This window comes from Streptomyces sp. NPDC058864 (assembly GCF_042742985.1).
Classification (GTDB): Bacteria; Actinomycetota; Actinomycetes; order Streptomycetales; family Streptomycetaceae; genus Actinacidiphila.
In genome coordinates this window covers 16,653-35,200 of record NZ_JBHYMQ010000050.1, presented here as the reverse complement: position 1 = coordinate 35,200, position 18,548 = coordinate 16,653, and the positions used below count along the sequence as shown (strand labels likewise).

Below are 18,548 nucleotides of genomic sequence, written 5' to 3'. Positions count from 1 at the left end.
GCAGGCGAGGTGACCGAGGAGGCGGTCGCGAGTTGAACCCCTCGCCCCCCTGTCGCCCTCGTCCGGAAAGGGCCACGTCACCATGGTGTCGCGCACGCCCCGCCTCACGGTCGTCGTTCCGGTCCACAACGTCGAGAGCTGGCTGGAGGAGTGCCTGCGATCGGTCGCCGCGCAGACCTTCGACGCGCTCGACGTGGTCATGGTCGACGACGGCTCCACCGACTCCGGTCCGGAGATCGCCCAGGGCTTCGCCGAGCGCGACCCGCGCTTCCGGCTGGTCCGGCAGGACAACGGCGGGCTGGGCCACGCCCGCAACACCGGCACCCGCCACGCCGACCCGCGCACCGAGTACCTGTGCTTCCTGGACAGCGACGACATCCTGCCGCCGCGCGCCTACGAGAACCTGGTGGGGCTGCTGGACGGTTCGGGCTCGGACTTCGCGACCGGCAACGTGTGGCGGCTGACCGCCGACGGCCGCAGCCAGGCCTGGCAGCACCGGGACATGACCCGCACCGTCATCGGCACCCACGTCACGCGGGACCTGAGCCTGCTGTCGGACCGGGTCGCCTGGAACAAGGTCTTCCGCCGCTCCTTCTGGGAGCGCCACCGCCTCGCCTTCCCCGAGGGGGTGCTCTACGAGGACACCCCGCTCACCATCCCCGCGCACTTCCTCGCCGACGCCGTCGACGTGGCCCACGAGCACGTCTACTACTGGCGGATCCGCGAGGGTTCGATCACCCGGCGCCGCACCGACGTCAAGGGCGTGCGCGACCGGATCGCCGCCGTCGACCACGTCAGCCGATTCCTCGGAGACCCGGCCCGCACCCGCTGGACCTCCTACAAGCGCGCCTACGACCGCTCGGTCCTCACGGACGACCTGCTGTACTTCATCGACGCCCTGCCGATGGCCGGCCCCGAGTACCGGCGGGTCTTCATGGACCGCTGCCGCGACTGGCTCACCCGGGTCGACCCCACCCTCTTCCCTGAGCTGCCCGCCGGGCTGCGCATCAAGTGGCACCTGATCCTCAAGGACCGCCTCGACGACCTGCTGGCGGTGCTCGACCACGAGCAGCGCAACTCCGCCGGCTTCGGCGTCGCGGGCCCGCCGCTGCGCAAGCGGGCGGTGCTGCGCGGCGCGGACGGCGGCCGGATCGCGCTGCCGGCCGCCGCGGCCCGGCTGCGGCGCTCGGACTTCCCCGTCCGGGCGCGGGTGCGCGAGGTCGTACGGGAGAACGGCCGGCTCGTCCTGCGCGGCTACGCCTACCTGCGCAACATCGACGCGGACCGCAAGGGCGCCGCGCACATCACCGCCGTCGCCGTCCACGGCCACGGCCGCCGGGCCAAGGTGGTGCTGCTGCCGGTCAGGATCCGGCAGGAGCCCGCCGCGACCCTCAACTCGCGCCAGGAGGAACACTGCTACGACTGGTCGGGCTTCGAGATCACCATCGACCCGGCACGGCTGGCCACCGGCCTCCGGCAGGGCGAACCGCGGGCCGGCCGCTGGCGGCTCGGGGTGGTCGTCGCGGCGAAGGGGGTCATCCGCAGGGCGGCCCTGCGGGCCGCGGAAGCGGGCTCGGGGGCGTCCCCGCCGTCGTACGCGGCCGGCGGCGGCATGCGGCTCGTGCCGTACTACCGGCAGGGGCGGCTGCACCTGTCGATGGAGCCGGAGGTGCGGCGGCTGACCGGGCACCGGGCGACCGCCGACGGCGCCGCGCTGGAACTGGACTTCACGGGCGCGCCGGAGGCGACGGCGGTACGGCTGACGCACTCCGCGACGCCGGCCGTGCTGGAGTACCCGCTGGAGCCGGCGGCCTCCGGGGAGGCGGACGACGGCGTCCGCCGGGTCCGCGTGCCCCTCGCCGTCCTGGCGGCCGCCCGGCCCGCGCTCGACGCCGGCCCCAAGGAGATCCGCCCCGAGGACACCGACAGCTGGGACGTCGCGCTGCTGCGCCCCGGGCACGCCGACCCCGTCCACCTCGACGGCGCGCTGCCCGCCGGGCACTACGACCTGGGCAGCGACCCCCGTCTCGGCGGGACGCCGAGGCGGCTGCTGGTCGAGGCGAAGGCGTCGGGGAAGCTGGTGCTGCGCGACCGCACCCCGCAGCCGGTGGCCGACGCCATCGGCTGGACCGCGGAGGGCGCCCTGATCGTGGCGGGACGTCTCGCCCCCGGCTCCGCGCCCGGCCCGGCCGAGCTGGTGCTGCGGCACGGCACGCACCGCGTGGAGCACTCCGTTCCGGTGCAGTCCGACGGCCTGCCGGGACGCCGGCCCGGCTTCCCCTCGCCGTCCAGCGCCATCCCGCCGCTGCCGGCCGTGCCGGAGGACGCCGCGGGGCCGGGCCCGCACGAGGGGCGCCGTTTCACCGCCACGCTGCGTCCCGGCACGCTGGAGTCCCTCGCCGGCACCGTCCCGCTGCCCGCCGGCCGCTGGTACCTGCACCTGCGCGACAGCGCGGGCACGGAAGCGGCGGTGCGGGTGGCGCCCGGGGTCTTCGAGGCGCTGCCGATGGCCGCGGAGGCGGGCGGCAAGTCCTTCTCCGTCGACCGGCGCTTCCACGACCGGCTGTTCCTCGACGCCCGGCCCACGGTGCCGGAGCCGCAGCGCGGCCCGTACCGGCAGCGCGTGCTCCGCGAGACCCACCACCCCCGCACCCGCGGCCTGCCGCGCCGCGAGGCGGTGCTCTACAGCGCCTTCGACGGGCGGGCGTACGGGGACTCGCCGCGCGCCGTCCACGAGGAGCTGCTGCGCCGCCGCGCCGCGGACGGCCTGGAGCACCTGTGGGTGGTCAGGGACGGCCAGGCTCCCCCGCCCGCGACCGCCCGGCCGGTCGTGCTGCACAGCGCCGCCTGGTACGAGGCGCTCGCCCGCAGCCGTTACGTCGTCACCAACACGCACCTGCCGGAGTGGTTCGTGCGCCGCCCGGACCAGACCGTGCTGCAGACCTGGCACGGCACCCCCCTCAAGCGCACCGGCCGGGACCTCGACGGCACCCTGTGCGCGGACCTGGTGCACCTGCCCCGCCCGCCGCGCGACCCCGGCGCCCAGTGGAGCCTGCTGCTGTCGCCGAACGCCCACAGCACCCCGCTGCTGCGCGCCGCGCTCGGCTACGACGGCCCGGTCGCCGAGACGGGACTGCCCCGCACGGACGTGCTCTTCGCCGACGACCGCGACAAGGTCGCCGCTGCGCTGCGCGACCGGCTGCGGATCCCCGGGGACCGCACGGTCGTGCTGTACGCGCCGACCCGCCGGGACGACCTGGCGTACGACGCCGAGCACTACCGCATGTCGCCGCACCTGGACCTGGCGGCGGCCGAACGCGCCCTGGGCGCCGACCACGTGCTGCTCTTCCGCTCCCACCCCCTGGTCGCCGACCGCGTCCGCACCCCGCGCTCCGGATTCGTGCGCGACGTCTCCTCCCACCCGGACGTGGCGGAGCTGCTGCTGCTCGCCGACGTCCTGGTCACCGACTACGCGTCACCGGCGGCCGACTTCGCCAACACCGGCCGGCCGATGCTCTTCCTCGTCCCCGACCTGGAGCACTTCCGCGACACCCTGCGCGGCTTCTACCCCGACTTCGAGGCCCAGGCCCCCGGCCCGCTGCTGCAGTCCACCGCCGAACTGGCGGGCGCGCTGCGCGACCTGGGCACCGTGGCGCGGCACAGCGCCGACGCGTACGCCCACTTCCGCGCGACGTTCTGCCACCTCGACGACGGCGGTGCGGCGGCCCGCGCCGTCGACCGGCTGCTCGAACCCGACCGTCACCGACCCTGAGGGAACCCAGGATCCACATGCCCCGCTTCTCCGTCATCGTCCCGGTCCACCAGGTGCAGGGCTACCTGCGCGCCTGCCTCGACTCGGTGCTGTCGCAGTCACTGCCCGACCTCGAGGTGATCGCGGTCGACGACCGCTCGCCGGACCACTGCGGCCGCATCCTCGACGAGTACGCGGCCCGCGACTCCCGGGTGATCGCGCTGCACCACCAGGAGAACCGTGGCGTGGGGCGGGCCCGCAACACCGGTGCCGAGCGGGCCACCGGCGACTACCTGCTCTTCCTCGACGGCGACGACACCCTCGCGCCCGGTTCCCTGGAGGCGGTCGCCGAGCGGCTGAAGCAGGACGGCGACCCGGACATCCTCTACTTCGACCACGTGCGCACCTACTGGTGGGAGGCGTCCGAGAAGAGCGTCTTCGGGGACCTGCTCGCCTCGGCCGGCACCGACGTCTTCCGGATCACCGAACGCCCCGAGTTCCTTCGGCTGTTCGCGATGACCTCCAACCGGGTCTACCGCCGCGCCTTCTACCGGGAGCACGGCTTCGCCTTCAGCGACGGCATCTACGAGGACGCCCTCGTCTCCTACCAGACGATGCTGAGCGCCGAGCGGATCTCCTGCCTGGCCCGGGCGGTGCTGGAGTACCGGCAGCGGCGCAGCGGGGCCAGCACCCGCAGCCCGGGCCGCAACCACTTCGTCATCCTCGACCAGTACACCCGGCTCTTCGACTTCCTCGACGGGCCCGGCCGCGAGCACCTCGCGCCGCTGCGGCCGATGCTGTTCGAACGGGCCGTCAGCCACTTCCTGTTCTGCCTCGGCAACCCCGACCGGATCCCGCCGCGGCTGCGCGGCGAGTTCTTCCGGCTCGCGGCCCGCTGGTACGCCCGCCACCTCCCGGAGGGGTTCGTGCCGCCCGCGGACAAGGCCCTCGGCTACCGGCGGCTGGCCCGCGGCAGCTGGCTGCTGGCCCGGCTTGGCGACGTGCCGCGCGGCGTCCGCAAGGAACTGACCCGGCGCAGGCGGCGGCTGCGCCGGCAGGCCGCGCACCGGGCCAAGGCCGCCCTGTACGCCTACCACCTGCGGCGGCCGCTCGACCCCAACCTCGCGGTGTACTCGGCGTACTGGGACCGCGGGGTGTTCTGCAACCCGGCCGCGATCTACCACAAGGCGCGCGAGATCGCCCCGGGCGTCCACGGCGTGTGGCTGGTCCGCAAGTCCGACGTCCCGCGGGTCCCCAAGGGCGTGGACTACGTCGTACCGCGCACCCGGCGCTACTGGCGGCTGATGGCCCGGGCCACGTACCTGATCAGCAACGTCAACTTCCCCAACGACGTGCGCAAGCGGCCCGGCAGCGTCCACCTGCAGACCCACCACGGCACGCCGCTGAAGAAGATGGGCATCGACCAGCAGCGCTACCCCGCCTCCGCCAAGGGCATGAGCTTCCGCCGCCTGCTGGAGCGGGTGGACCGCTGGGACTACAGCCTGTCCTCCAACCCGCACTCCAGCGAGGTCTGGGAGCGCGTCTACCCCTCCTCCTGGCAGCACCTGGAGACCGGCTACCCGCGCAACGACGTCTTCCTGACCGCCGGCGCCGCCGAGGTCGCCCACGCCCGCGCCGCCCTGGGCATCGCCCCCGGCCGCACCGCCGTCCTGTACGCGCCGACGACCCGCGACTACCAGCGCAACTTCGTGCCGCGGCTGGACGTGGAGCGGGTGTGCCGGGCGCTCGGCGAGGACTTCGTCCTGCTGACCCGCATCCACTACTTCCACGGCGAGGACTCCCGGCTGAGGGCGCTGCACGAGGAGGGCCTGCTGGTCGACGTGTCCCGGCACCCCTCGGTCGAGCAGCTGTGCCTGGCCGCCGACGCCCTCGTCACCGACTACTCGTCGATCATGTTCGACTACGCGCTCCTCGACCGCCCCATCGTCGTCCACGCCGACGACTGGCCGGTCTACCGGGAAAGCCGCGGCGTCTACTTCGACCTGCTGTCGGGCGCCCCGGGCGAGACCCCCGGCGCGGTCTCCACCAGCGACGACGAACTGATCGCCGCCTTCCGCGACGGCGCGTGGAACAGTCCCGAGGCGGCCGGGCTGCGGGCCGCGTTCCGCCGCCGCTTCTGCGCCTTCGACGACGGCAGGGCCGCCGAGCGGGTCGTACGGCGGGTCTTCCTCGGCGAGTCCGAGCCGCTGCCCGTCGTGCCTCTGGAGGCCCGCACCCCCGCCCCCGCCCCCGCGCTCCTGGCAGGCACCCCGCTGGACGAGCCGCGCTCCGGGCCGCAGGAGGCCGCCGCACGGCCGTAGCGACGCCCCGTACGGGCCCCGCCGGGATGCAGCGGCGCCCGTCACGATCAAGCATCGAGGGGACGAGGTGACGAGCGGACGACGGCCGGGAGGGCTGCGGTGACCGGCGTGCTGACCCAGCGGGACTGGCGGATCCGGGCGTACGAGCTGCGGGACGTGCGCAGGCCCTCGCCGTACCTGATCCTCGGCACCCTCTTCTGGGCGGTGGTGGCCTACCGCGCCTGGCAGTCGCCGGTCGCCTCCGACTTCGGGCAGCACGCCGCCGCGATCGAGCGGATCGCCGCGGACTGGCGGCACCCGGCCAACCCGCTGCTCGACGTGCCGGGCACCGGCAGCCCGTACTTCACCCCGTACACCGTGGCGCTGGGACTGCTGTCGAAGCTGACCGGCGTACCCGGCTGGCAGCTGCTCAGGGGGTGCGGCCCGGTCAACCTGGCGCTCGTCGTCACCGGCGTCGGCGCCTTCACCAGGGTGCTCAGCCGCCGGCGCTGGGCGCCGGTGCTGGCGCTCGCCGCGTTCGTCCTGCTGTGGGGGCCGCAGCACAAGGAGTGGAGCGGCTTCCTCGGCCTGCAGTCGATGATCCGCGGGCTGACCTACCCCAGTGCCTTCGCCGTCGGTGTGACGTTCTGGGTGTGGGCGCTCACCGCGCGGGCGGCCCGGCGCGGCGTCGCGGGGACGTGGCTGCACGCCTGGCTCGGGCTGCTCATCGGGATCGTGCTGCTGGTGCACCCCTTCACCGCGATGGGCACCGTCATCGGCGTGCTCGCCATCGTCATCGGCATGCAGCGCATGCCCGTGGCCGCCGGGGTCCTCGGCCGGTGGGCGCTGACCGGCGCGGTCGCCTTCGCGGTCGCCGCCTGGTGGCCGTACTTCAGCCTCTCCTCGCTGCTCGGCGACCCCACCGTCGACGACGTCCACCGGCGGCTGTACGCGGACCTGTGGCAGTGGTACGGCCTGGCCCTGGCCGGGCTGCCAGCGCTGCTGTGCCGGCTGCGGGTGAACCGCTTCGACCCGCTGGTGCTGATGTTCGCCGCCGACTGCGCCGTCGCCGCCTACGGCTGGCTCAGCGGCTCCTACTCCTTCGGGCGGATCTTCGGGCTGCTGCTGGTGCCGCTGCAGTTCGCGCTGGCCGTGGAGCTCGCCGAGGCCCCGCCGTGGACAGCGCTGCGCACCGTGCTGGCGCCACTGGCGGCGGTGGCGGCCTGCGCGGGCCTGCTGGCGCAGGCGGGCGCGGTCGTGCCGGCACGCTACGTGCCGCCCGCGCTGCACCTGCAGCGGCTGAGCACCTGGCCCGGCTACCTGTGGGCGCAGGCGCACATCGCCGCCGGAGACGTCCTCCTGACCGACGGCTACAACCCCAAGCACGTCATGCCCGCCTACGGCGCGTTCCTGGTGTCACCGGCCTGGCCGGACCCGTCGACCACGGCGGCCGACCGCGAGCGCCGCGAGGAGGACGTGCGCGCCTACCTGTCCCCCGCGACGCCCGTGGACCAGCGCCTGGACATCGCCCGCCGCTACCACGTGAAGTGGGTGATGACCGGGCCCGGCGACCCGGCCCCGCCGGGCGGCACCCAGGTCGCCCGGGGCCCGCGCACCGGCGAACGGCTGTACCGGGTCGGCTGAGCCCTTCCACGCGGCAGGGGCCGGGGAGCACGCTCCCCGGCCCCTGCCGTCGCGGTGTCGCCGTCAGGCGTCAGGCCTCAGGCCTCAGGCCTCAGGCCTCAGCGGCGGGCGCGCAGCAGCGAGCGGATCGTCCGCATCGCCACCGACAGGTTCGCCAGGTCGAAGCTCTCCGAGCCCTGGATCTCGTCCAGGGTCGTCCTGGCGCGCCCGATCAGCGCACTGTTGGACTCCTCCCACGCCTGGTAGCGCTGCTCCGGGGTGGAGGAGCCGTTGCCGACGGACAGCACGTCCTGGGTGAGCGCCGCGTGCGCCGCGAACAGGTCCTCGCGGATCGACGCCCGGGCCATGGAGTGCCAGCGGTCGGCGCGCGGCAGCTCGATGATCCGGTCGAGCAGCTGCGTGATCTGCAGCCGGTCGGCGAGGTCGTAGTAGACCTCGGCGACCGACAGCGGGTCCTTGCCGGTCCGGTCGGCGACGTCGACGATGTCGAGCGTCGGGAAGGCCGAGGAGAGTCCGGCGACCCGCGTCGCCAGCTCCTCCGGCACACCCGAGCCGGTCAGCTCGTCGTGGATCGACTGGTACCACTCCAGGTCCGCGCCGCGCAGCAGCTTCGGCAGCACCGCCCACACCGTGGCGACGCCCTCGCGGAAGAAGTCGATCGTCTCGGCGATCGCCAGCGGCTGCGGCCGGTTGTTCAGCAGCCAGCGGGTGCCGCGCTCGACCAGCCGCCGCGAGTGCAGCCGGATCCGGGTCTGGACGTCGGCCGGGACGACCGTGTCCAGCGCCTCCACCTCGTCCCAGATGCCGCCCAGGCCGAAGATGGCGCGCGCCGCGGTGTGCGCCCGCACGATCTCCTCGGTGGTGGCCCCGGTCTCCTCCTTGAAGCGGTGCAGGAAGGTCGTGCCGCCGGTGTTGACGGTGTCGTTGACCAGCACCGTCGTGACGATCTCGCGCCGCAGCGCGTGCCCGTCGATCTGCCCCCGGAACCGCTCGTGCAGCGCCTTGGGGAAGTACGCGTCGAGCAGCTGCCGCAGGTACGCGTCGTCGGGCAGGCCGGTGCCGAGCAGCTCCTCCGCCACGGTGATCTTCGTGTAGGCGAGGAGGACGGCCATCTCCGGCTGGGTCAGGCCGTGTCCGGCGCCCAGCCGCTCACGGATCTGCCGGTCGGAGGGCAGGAACTCCAGCGCCCGGTCCAGCTTGCCGTCGCGGACCAGCTTGCGCAGGTAGCGCTGGTGGGCGTGGAGCAGACTGGCGGACTGGGCCATGCCGTTGGCCAGCGCCACGTTCTGCGCGTAGTTGTTGCGCAGCACCAGGGAGCCGACCTCGTCGGTCATCTCGGCCAGCAGCGAGTTGCGCTGCTTGACCGTCAGGTCGCCCTCGGCGACGACCGCGTTGACCAGGATCTTGATGTTGACCTCGTGGTCGGAGGCGTCCACACCGGCGCTGTTGTCGATGGCGTCGGTGTTGACCCGGCCACCGGTCTGGGCGAACTCGATCCGGCCCAGCTGGGTCAGGCCCAGGTTGCCGCCCTCACCGACGACCTTGACGCGCAGCTCGCCGCCGTCCACGCGGATCGCGTCGTTGGCCTTGTCCCCCACGTCCAGGTGGGTCTCGGTGGCAGCCTTCACGTAGGTGCCGATGCCGCCGTTCCACAGCAGGTCCACCGGGGCCTTGAGGATCGCCTTCATCAGGTCGGCCGGGGTCATCTTCGCCACCGGCTGCTCGATGCCGAGCGCCCTGCGGATCTGCGGGGTGAGCGTGATCGCCTTGGCACTGCGCGGGTAGATCCCGCCGCCGTGCGAGATCAGCTTGGTGTCGTAGTCCGCCCACGAGGAGCGCGGCAGCTCGAACATCCGCCGGCGCTCGGCATACGAGCTCGCCGCGTCCGGGTCGGGGTCGATGAAGATGTGCCGGTGGTCGAAGGCGGCGACCAGCCGGATGTGCTCGCTGAGCAGCATGCCGTTGCCGAAGACGTCACCGGACATGTCGCCGACGCCGACGACGGTGAAGTCCTCGCTCTGCGTGTCGTGGCCCGTCTCGCGGAAGTGCCGCTTGACCGACTCCCAGGCACCGCGGGCGGTGATGCCCATCTTCTTGTGGTCGTAGCCGACCGAGCCGCCGGAGGCGAAGGCGTCGCCGAGCCAGAAGCCGTAGGAGGTGGCGACCTCGTTGGCGATGTCCGAGAAGGAGGCGGTGCCCTTGTCGGCGGCGACCACCAGGTAGGTGTCGTCGCCGTCGTGGCGGACCACGTCGGCCGGCGGCACGACCTGCCCGGCGACCAGGTTGTCGGTGACGTCGAGCAGACCGGAGATGAAGGTCTTGTAGGAGGCGATGCCCTCGGCCAGCCACGCCTCGCGGTCGGCGGCCGGGTCCGGCAGCTGCTTGGCGACGAAGCCGCCCTTGGCGCCGACCGGCACGATGACGGTGTTCTTCACCATCTGCGCCTTGACCAGGCCGAGGATCTCGGTGCGGAAGTCCTCGCGCCGGTCGGACCAGCGCAGGCCGCCGCGGGCGACCTTGCCGAAGCGCAGGTGCACGCCCTCCACACGCGGCGAGTACACCCAGATCTCGAACGCCGGGCGCGGCGCGGGCAGGTCCGGGATCGCCTGCGGGTCGAACTTCATCGACACGTAGGCGTGCGGCTTGCCGCTGTCGGCGCGCTGGAAGTAGTTGGTGCGCAGCGTCGCCTTGATGAGGGTCAGGAAGGAACGCAGGATGCGGTCCTCGTCCAGGCTGGCGACCTGCTCCAGGGCGGCGTCCACCTCCTCCAGCAGCGCGTCGGTCAGCTCGCTGCCAGCCCGCTGGTGGTCCGGGGAGAGCCGGGCCTGGAAGAGGTTGACCAGCAGCCGCGTGGTGTGGACGTTGTTGCGGAGGGTGTCCTCCATGTAGTCCTGCGAGAAGGCCGTGCCGGCCTGCCGCAGGTACTTGGCGTACGCCCGCAGCACCATCGCCTGGCGCCAGGTCAGCCCGGCGCGCAGCACCAGGGAGTTGAAGCCGTCGTTCTCGGCCTGCCCGGTCCAGGTCGCGGTGAAGGCGTCCTGGAAGCGCTCACGGGCGTCGTCGCCGAGGTCGCCCAGCGAGGGGTCGATGCGCAGCCCGAAGTCGTAGATCCAGGCGCGGGTGCCGTCGGCGCGGCGCATCTCGTACGGGCGCTCGTCGATGACCTCGACGCCCAGGCGCTGCAGCACGGGCAGCACCGCGGACAGCGAGACGGGGGCACCGGTGCGGTAGATCTTGAAGCGGCGCTCGTCGGGGGCGGCGCCGACCGGCTCGTACAGGCTGAGGCAGAAGTCCTCGCCGTTGAGCCGCTCCAGGTGCTGCAGGTCGGCGACGGCCGCGCGGGGAGTGAAATCGGCGCGGTAGCCGTCGGGGAAGGCGTGCGCGTAGCGGCGGGTCAGCTCGGCCGCGCGCTCCTCGCCGCACTCGGAGGTCAGCGCCTCGGCGAAGCCGTCCGCCCAGGAACGGGCGGCGTCGGCGAGCCGGTTCTCGATCCGCTCGATGTCGCGGTCGGTCAGGTGCGGCAGCGCGGTGCCGGAAGCGACACGGACAACGAAGTGCAGCCGGGAGAGCACCGACTCGGTGTTCCAGGCGGTGAAGTCCGCGGTGACGCCGTTCAGCTCCTCCTTGAGGATGTCGGTCAGCCGCAGCCGCACGCCCGTGGTGTAGCGGTCGCGGGGCAGGTAGACCAGTGCCGAGAAGTAGCGGCCGTACTCGTCCTGGCGCAGGAACAGCCGCAGCCGGCGGCGCTCCTGCAGGTAGAGCACGCTGGTGACGATCTCGCGCAGCTCGTCCGGACCGGTCTGGAACAGCTCGTCGCGCGGGTAGGTCTCCAGGATCTGCAGCAGGTCGCGGCCGTCGTGGCTGTCCGGGGAGAAGCCCGCGCCGTCCAGCACCTCCTGCACCTTGCGGCGGATCACCGGCACGCGGCGCACGGACTCGGTGTAGGCGGCCGAGGAGAACAGGCCGAGGAAGCGGCGCTCGCCGACCACGTTGCCGTCGGCGTCGAACTTCTTCACCCCGATGTAGTCGAGGTAGGACGGGCGGTGCACGGTGGCGCGGCTGTTGGCCTTGGTGAGGATCAGCAGCTTGCTCTCGCGGGCCTTCTTGCGGGCGTCCGCGGGCAGCCGGTTGAAGGACGGCGACACCGCGTGGCCGCTCTCGGACTCCTCCACGCGGTGCTGCGGGTCGGAGCGCAGGATGCCGAGCCCGGTGCCGGGGACGGCGGTGAGCACGTCCTCCTCGCCCTCGGGGGTGGTCTCCGTGGTCAGCGCGTACTCGCGGTAGCCGAGGAAGGTGAAGTGGTCCTCGGAGAGCCAGCGCAGCAGCTCCCAGGCCTCGCCGACCTCCTGCTCGGGCAGCGCGGGCGGCGTCGCGGCCAGCTCGTCGGCGATGCGCAGCGCGGCGTCGCGCATCTTCTGCCAGTCCTCGACTGTCTCGCGGACGTCGGACAGGACCCGGCGCAGGTCGGTGCTGATCTGCTTCAGGTCCTCGCGGTCGGTCTCGCGGTCGATCTCCACGTGGATCCAGGACTCGGTCAGCACGTCGTGCGGCACACCGGCGGTGTCCCCGGGCGCGGCGTCCAGCACCTCCAGCAGCTTCCCGGTCACGTCACGGCGCACCAGCATCTGCGGGTGGACGACGACGTGGATCGCGCGGTCCTGCCGGGACAGCTCGTTGGTGACGGAGTCGACCAGGAACGGCATGTCGTCGGTGACGACCTCGACGACCGTGTGGCTGCACGTCCAGCCGTTCTCCTCGACCGAGGGGGTGTGCACGCGGACGTTGGCCGTTCCCTGCGGGCGCACCTCGGCGAGACGGTGGTGGGACACAGCGGCGCCGAAGACGTCCACCGGGTCGCGGTCGAGCAGGTCCTCCGGGGCGCTGTGCAGGTAGTAGCGCTGGAGGAAGGCCCCCAGCGCCTCCTTCTCGAGGCCCTGGCCAGGTTGTCCCCCCGCCGGGCTGTTCTCAGCTACCCGGGCCGCCCGTGCGAGCAGCTCGGCCTTTGCTTCGTCCAGCTTGGTCTGCATGTCCTCATGCTCCTGTCGCGCGCCATTGCGTGACGTAGGTAGTGGTGATCGGTGGATCAGCGCTGATCACGCTGTAAGGCTATCGCTACGGCCGGGGGGGCTGTCAGGGGCTCTTTGTGTACAAAACCACGAACCAATCTTTGACGAACTGGACAGTCCGGCCGGGCGGGTGCAGGTTGAGGAGGGGAACGTCGCGGGGATGTTCCAGGACGTTCACACGACCGATGCGCGGGACGGCAGCACGAGGCGCGGGACGGCAGCACGAGGCGCGGGACGGCAGGGCAGCAGCACCCAGCGGACGGACAGCAGACGGCGAGAGGCGGGACACCCAGCCATGGCCACCAAGATCCTCATCGTGACCGGCGACGCGGCGGAATCGCTGGAAGTCATGTACCCGTACCAACGGCTCCTCGAAGAGGGGTACGAGGTGCACATCGCGGCCCCCAGCCGCAAGAAGCTCAGGTTCGTCGTCCACGACTTCGAGGAGGGCTTCGACACCTACACCGAGAAGCCCGGCTACACCTGGCCGGCCGACCTGTCCTTCGCGGACGTCGAGCCCGGCGAGTACGCGGCCGTGGTCATCCCCGGCGGGCGCGCCCCGGAGTACCTGCGCAACGACCCGGAGCTGCGCAAGGTCCTCAAGGCGTTCTTCGACGCCGACAAGCCCGTCGCGCAGATCTGCCACGGACCCCTGCTGACGGCGGCCGTGGGCGCGCTCAGCGGGCGCCGCGTCACCGCCTACCCGGCGCTGGAGATGGACATGGAGGCGGCCGGTGCGAGCTTCCAGGACTCCGAGGCCGTCGTCGACGGCGTGGTGGTCTCCTCGCGGGCCTGGCCGGACCACCCTGCGTGGATGCGCGAGTTCCTCACGGTGCTGCGCTCCAAGGCGCCGGTGACCTGACGGCCGCCGCCCGGGTCCCCGGTGGGGGCCCGGGCGGTGGGGGCGTACGGCCGGCAGCGGGGGCGCCGGGCTCAGGCGGCGACGAGGGCCTCGGCGGTCTCCACGGCCTCCTCCAGGGTGTCGACCACGGGCACCCCCGCGGTCTCCAGGCTGGCCCGGCTGTGCGAGCCGCCGGTGTAGAGCACCGCCAGGGCCCCGACGTGCCGGGCGGCCACCGCGTCGTCGACGGCGTCGCCGATCACCACGATGCGGTCCGCCGCTATGCCCTCCATCGCGGCGACGTGCCGCGCCATCTGCTCGGACTTGCCGCTGTGGCTGCCCTCGGTGCGGCCGTCCACCCGCACGAAGTGGTGCTCGATGCCGTGCGTGCGCAGGATCGGTATCAGTTGATCGTGGGGCGCCAGGGAGCACAGCGACTGCGTCAGCCCCTCGTAGCGGCGCCGCGCCAGGATCTCCGCCGCGCCCTCGGCGAGGCCGCACGTACCGGCGAGGGTCCAGTAGTGGCGATGGAAGATGTCGTCCATCACCTCCCACTCCTCCTCGGTGGGCAGGCGGCCCATGAGCCGCTCGTAGAACAGCGGGACCGGCACGCAGTACAGCTCGCGGTAACGCTCCAGCGTGATCCGCGGCAGCCCGATCTCGGCGAAGGAGGCGTTGGTCGCCTCGATCACCGCGTCGATGTCATGGAGCAGCGTGCCGTTCCAGTCCCACACGAGATGCGCGTTCACACCCGAAACCGTACCCAGACCCCATGTCCTCAAGGCAAGTGCCCAGGTCAAATCCGATCGCGGCGTGTTCGCGCGGTCACCTCACGCGATCAGCGAGGGGATCTCCTGGGTGGCGTACCAGAGCAGCTCGTGGTCCTCGGCACCGTCGACGGTGAAGCGGGCGTCGTCGTCACCCGCGTCGGCCGCACCGAGGGCGTCGGCGGCCGCCGTGACGTCCTGCTCGGCGTCGTCGGCGTCGGCGTGGACGGCGGCCGCCCTGGCCATCGGCACCGGTGCGGCCAGCCGCACCGCGCCCAGCGCCGAGGGGTCCAGGCCGCGGTCGGGGTCGAAGGCCACGGCGCCGTCGGCGACGTCCACCGCGACCACCACGCGCCGCCTGGGCGCGTCCGGGGTGGCGGCCAGCTGCCGCAGGGAGGCCTGGGCGGCGCGGGTCAGCGCGGCGTACTCCAGTTCCTCGATGTCGTCGGAGACGTACCACTCGCGCAGGCTCGGGGTGACGGCGAAGGCGTCCAGCGGTGCGGGGCCCAGCTCACCCGCCTTGTGCGCCTCGGCCAGGCCTGGGAGGGTCGTGGGGATGTAGACGCGCATGGCGTCAGCATACGGGCGCACCACCCCTGATAGGTGAATCCCGCCCCGCCTCCCGGACATCACGGGCCCGGCTTCCCGCAACCGCGCCCGTCCCCGTAGAACCCGGTTACCAGCCGGTAGACCACGGGGGTCCACACCATGCCTGTCCTTTCGCCCACGCCCACGTCCGCATCCACGTCCACGTCCACGTCCACGTCCACGTCCGCATCCGCATCCGCGCCTTCGGCCGCGCGGCACGTCACCGCCCTGCCACCGCACGTCTGGTTCGCCGGGCGGCTGCTGGAGGTCCTCACCGGACGGCGGCCCATCACCAGCCTCGCCGGACGAATGCGGCCCGAGGCGTACGACCGGCTCTGGGACCTGGTGGGTGCCCGCGCCGACTGGCGCTACGTCTCCCGCGGCCACCTGCCGCGGCTGCTGGGGCCGCCGCGCGTCTGCCCCGTCCCGGACGGCACGGCCGTCGAGGTCAGCGCCGTCGTCCGGCTCACCCCGCACGTCGTACGGGCCCTCGCCTTCCGGCTGGAGCGCGCCGGCCGCGAAACCCCGGCGTCCGCCCCGGTCCCCGGGCGTGAGGGCCCCGGGCGCGGCGGCAGCGGCGCCGGCTGGCGCTGCGCCGCCGTCGAGGCACACTGACCGCGCCGGGACGCGAACCGGGACACACGCCGGGGCCGGACCCCGTCAGGAGTCCGGCCCCGGTACGCGCGATCGCTACTTCTTGCGGCGCCGGCCGCCCTTGGCCGCACGGCGGCGCTCCGCCCGCGTCAGGCCGTCCGACTCCGCGCCCGCGTCGCTCTCGAAGTCGCCCTCGACGACGCCGCCCTCGCCGTCCACCGTGGGAGCGGAGAAGTGCAGCCGGTCGGCCCGCTTCGGGGCCTCCAGGCCCTTGGCCCGGATCTCCGGACGGGCGTCCTGCTTGACCAGCGTCGGAGCGGCGTCCTGCGGGCCACCGGCGTCCACCGGCACCTCCTCGACCTGCTGCTCGACCTGGACCTCCAGGTTGAACAGGTAGCCGACGGACTCCTCCTTGATGCCGTCCATCATGGCCTTGAACATGTCGTAGCCCTCGCGCTGGTACTCCACCAGCGGGTCGCGCTGCGCCATCGCCCGCAGGCCGATGCCCTCCTGCAGGTAGTCCATCTCGTACAGGTGCTCACGCCACTTGCGGTCCAGCACCGACAGCACCACGCGCCGCTCCAGCTCGCGCATGATCTCCGAGCCGAGCTGCTGCTCACGCCCGTCGTACTGCTCGTGGATGTCGTCCTTGGCCATCTCCGCGATGAAGTCCGCGGTGATGCCCGCCCGGTCGCCCGCGGCGTCCTCCAGGTCCTCCACGGTCACCGTGACCGGGTAGAGCTGCTTGAAGGCACCCCACAGCCGGTCCAGGTCCCAGTCCTCGGCGAAGCCCTCGGCCGTCTCGATCGCGATGTAGTCGTCGATCGTGTCGTCCATGAAGTGCTGCACCTGCTCGTGCAGGTCCTCGCCCTCCAGAACGCGGCGCCGCTCGCCGTAGATGACCTCGCGCTGCCGGTTGAGCACCTCGTCGTACTTCAGGACGTTCTTGCGGATCTCGAAGTTCTGCTGCTCGACCTGCGACTGGGCGGAGGCGATGGCGCGGGTCACCATCTTGTTCTCGATCGGCACGTCGTCGGGCACGTTGGCCATCGCCATCACGCGCTCCACCATCTGCGCCTTGAACAGACGCATCAGGTCGTCACCGAGGGAGAGGTAGAAGCGGGACTCACCCGGGTCGCCCTGACGGCCGCTGCGGCCGCGCAGCTGGTTGTCGATGCGCCGCGACTCGTGGCGCTCGGTTCCCAGCACGTAGAGGCCGCCGAGCTCCTTGACCTCCTCGAACTCGGCCTTGACCGCCGCCTCGGCGCGCTCCAGCGCCGCCGGCAGGGCCGCCGCCCACTCCTCGACGTGCTCCACCGGGTCCAGACCGCGCTGCCGCAGCTCCGCCTCGGCCAGGTCGTCCGGGTTGCCGCCCAGCTTGATGTCCGTACCGCGGCCGGCCATGTTGGTGGCCACCGTCACTGCGCCCTTGCGGCCCGCCTGCGCGACGATCTGCGCCTCACGCTCGTGCTGCTTGGCGTTCAGCACCTCGTGCGGGACGCCGCGCTTGTTCAGCTGCTGCGACAGGTACTCGGACTTCTCGACCGAGGTGGTGCCGACCAGGACCGGCTGGCCCTTCTCGTGCTTCTCGACGATGTCCTCGACGACCGCCGCGAACTTCGCCTCCTCGGTGCGGTAGATCAGGTCCGCCCGGTCCTTGCGCTGCACGCTGCGGTTGGTCGGGATCGGGACCACGCCGAGCTTGTAGATCTGGTGGAACTCCGCGGCCTCGGTCATCGCCGTACCCGTCATGCCCGAGAGCTTGGAGTACAGGCGGAAGAAGTTCTGGAGGGTGATCGTGGCGAGCGTCTGGTTCTCGTCCTTGATGTCCACCCCCTCCTTCGCCTCGATCGCCTGGTGCATGCCCTCGTTGTAGCGGCGGCCGGCCAGGATACGGCCGGTGTGCTCATCGACGATCATGACTTCGCCGTCCATGACGACGTAGTCCTTGTCCTTCTTGTAGAGCTCCTTGGCCTTGATGGCGTTGTTCAGGTAGCCCACCAGCGGGGTGTTCACCGACTCGTAGAGGTTGTCGATGCCCAGCCAGTCCTCGACCTTGGACACGCCGGCCTCGTGGATGGCGACAGTGCGCTTCTTCTCGTCGAAGTCGTAGTCACCGGTCTCCGCCTTGCCCATGGCGCCGGCCTCACCCGGCTTCAGGCGGGTCACCAGCCGGGCGAAGTCCGAGTACCACTTCGTGGCCTGGTCCGCCGGACCGGAGATGATCAGCGGCGTACGGGCCTCGTCGATCAGGATCGAGTCCACCTCGTCCACAACCGCGAAGTTGTGACCGCGCTGCACCAGTTCGTCCTTCGACCACGCCATGTTGTCGCGCAGGTAGTCGAAGCCGAACTCGTTGTTGGTGCCGTAGGTGATGTCACAGGCGTACTGCTCGCGGCGCTGCGCCGGGGTCATGTTCGCCAGGATGCAGCCCACCTGCAGGCCCAGGAAGCGGTGCACCCGGCCCATCCACTCCGAGTCGCGCTCGGCGAGGTAGTCGTTGGTGGTGATCAGGTGCACACCCTTGCCGGACAGCGCGTTCAGATAGGTCGGCAGCGTGCCGACCAGGGTCTTGCCCTCGCCGGTGCGCATCTCGGCGACATAACCGAGGTGCAGCGCCGCACCACCCATGATCTGGACGTCGTAGTGCCGCTGACCCAGGACGCGCTTGGCGGCCTCGCGGACGGTGGCGAACGCCTCGGGGAGCAGGTCGTCCAGACTCTCGCCGTCGGCGTAGCGCTCCTTGTACTCGTCCGTGAGCGCCCGCAGCTCGGCGTCCGTCAGATTGACGAAGTCCTCTTCAATGGAATTGACCTGGTCCGCGATGCGGTGCAGCTTGCGCAGGATCTTGCCTTCGCCTGCACGCAGGATCTTGTTGAGGACGGACACGTAGGCTGGCTCCTTGCCGGTCGGGCCTGGCACGGTTTCGCGCGCTGGCACAGCAGGTCACACCCCGCTGCAACGGCCATCGTAAGCGAGGACACCAGCGGGCCGGGA

9 protein-coding genes are annotated in these 18,548 nt (G+C 72.2%); 5 read left to right on the top strand and 4 right to left on the bottom strand.

Annotated elements, in window-relative coordinates:
• Positions 1-82 precede the first annotated feature (82 nt).
• From ACFW3D_RS29690 to ACFW3D_RS29680, 3 genes are all read left to right on the top strand, one after another.
• Positions 83-3,772 (top strand): bifunctional glycosyltransferase/CDP-glycerol:glycerophosphate glycerophosphotransferase, encoded by a 3,690-nt coding sequence (locus tag ACFW3D_RS29690; RefSeq protein WP_500509116.1) that lies wholly within the window; start codon positions 83-85, stop codon positions 3,770-3,772.
• A 17-nt stretch (positions 3,773-3,789) separates the two neighbouring features.
• Entirely contained in the window at positions 3,790-6,072 is a 2,283-nt protein-coding gene (locus ACFW3D_RS29685) for a bifunctional glycosyltransferase/CDP-glycerol:glycerophosphate glycerophosphotransferase (protein ID WP_500509114.1), read from the top strand.
• 99 nt (positions 6,073-6,171) lie between these two features.
• Positions 6,172-7,695: a hypothetical protein gene (locus tag ACFW3D_RS29680; RefSeq protein WP_500509112.1), complete on the top strand. Its 1,524-nt coding sequence runs from the start codon at positions 6,172-6,174 to the stop codon at positions 7,693-7,695.
• A gap of 98 nt (positions 7,696-7,793) precedes the next feature.
• Here the strand turns inward: ACFW3D_RS29680 and ACFW3D_RS29675 are convergent, their stop codons facing one another.
• Positions 7,794-12,722, bottom strand: a complete 4,929-nt coding sequence (locus tag ACFW3D_RS29675; RefSeq protein ID WP_500509110.1) for an NAD-glutamate dehydrogenase — start codon at positions 12,720-12,722, stop codon at positions 7,794-7,796.
• A 334-nt stretch (positions 12,723-13,056) separates the two neighbouring features.
• Here ACFW3D_RS29675 and ACFW3D_RS29670 point away from each other — a divergent pair, with 334 nt between their 5' ends.
• Entirely contained in the window at positions 13,057-13,623 is a 567-nt protein-coding gene (locus tag ACFW3D_RS29670; RefSeq protein ID WP_326575653.1) for a DJ-1/PfpI family protein, read from the top strand.
• Positions 13,624-13,694: 71 nt separating this feature from the next.
• On the opposite strand, the gene ACFW3D_RS29665 is transcribed toward ACFW3D_RS29670, so the two are convergent.
• Together ACFW3D_RS29665 and ACFW3D_RS29660 are read right to left on the bottom strand one after the other, a co-directional pair.
• Positions 13,695-14,351, bottom strand: coding sequence for an HAD family hydrolase (locus ACFW3D_RS29665; RefSeq protein ID WP_500509107.1), 657 nt, complete (start codon positions 14,349-14,351; stop codon positions 13,695-13,697).
• Positions 14,352-14,432: 81 nt separating this feature from the next.
• The gene (locus ACFW3D_RS29660) at positions 14,433-14,939 is read right to left on the bottom strand and encodes a DUF6912 family protein (RefSeq protein WP_500509105.1); all 507 of its coding nucleotides are present in this window, start codon (positions 14,937-14,939) and stop codon (positions 14,433-14,435) included.
• 138 nt (positions 14,940-15,077) lie between these two features.
• Here ACFW3D_RS29660 and ACFW3D_RS29655 point away from each other — a divergent pair, with 138 nt between their 5' ends.
• Positions 15,078-15,572, top strand: a complete 495-nt coding sequence (locus ACFW3D_RS29655) for an Rv3235 family protein (RefSeq protein ID WP_500509103.1) — start codon at positions 15,078-15,080, stop codon at positions 15,570-15,572.
• Positions 15,573-15,647: 75 nt separating this feature from the next.
• On the opposite strand, the gene secA is transcribed toward ACFW3D_RS29655, so the two are convergent.
• The gene (gene secA / locus ACFW3D_RS29650; protein WP_500509101.1) at positions 15,648-18,440 is read right to left on the bottom strand and encodes a preprotein translocase subunit SecA; all 2,793 of its coding nucleotides are present in this window, start codon (positions 18,438-18,440) and stop codon (positions 15,648-15,650) included.
• Between the last annotated feature and the right edge of the window lie 108 nt (positions 18,441-18,548).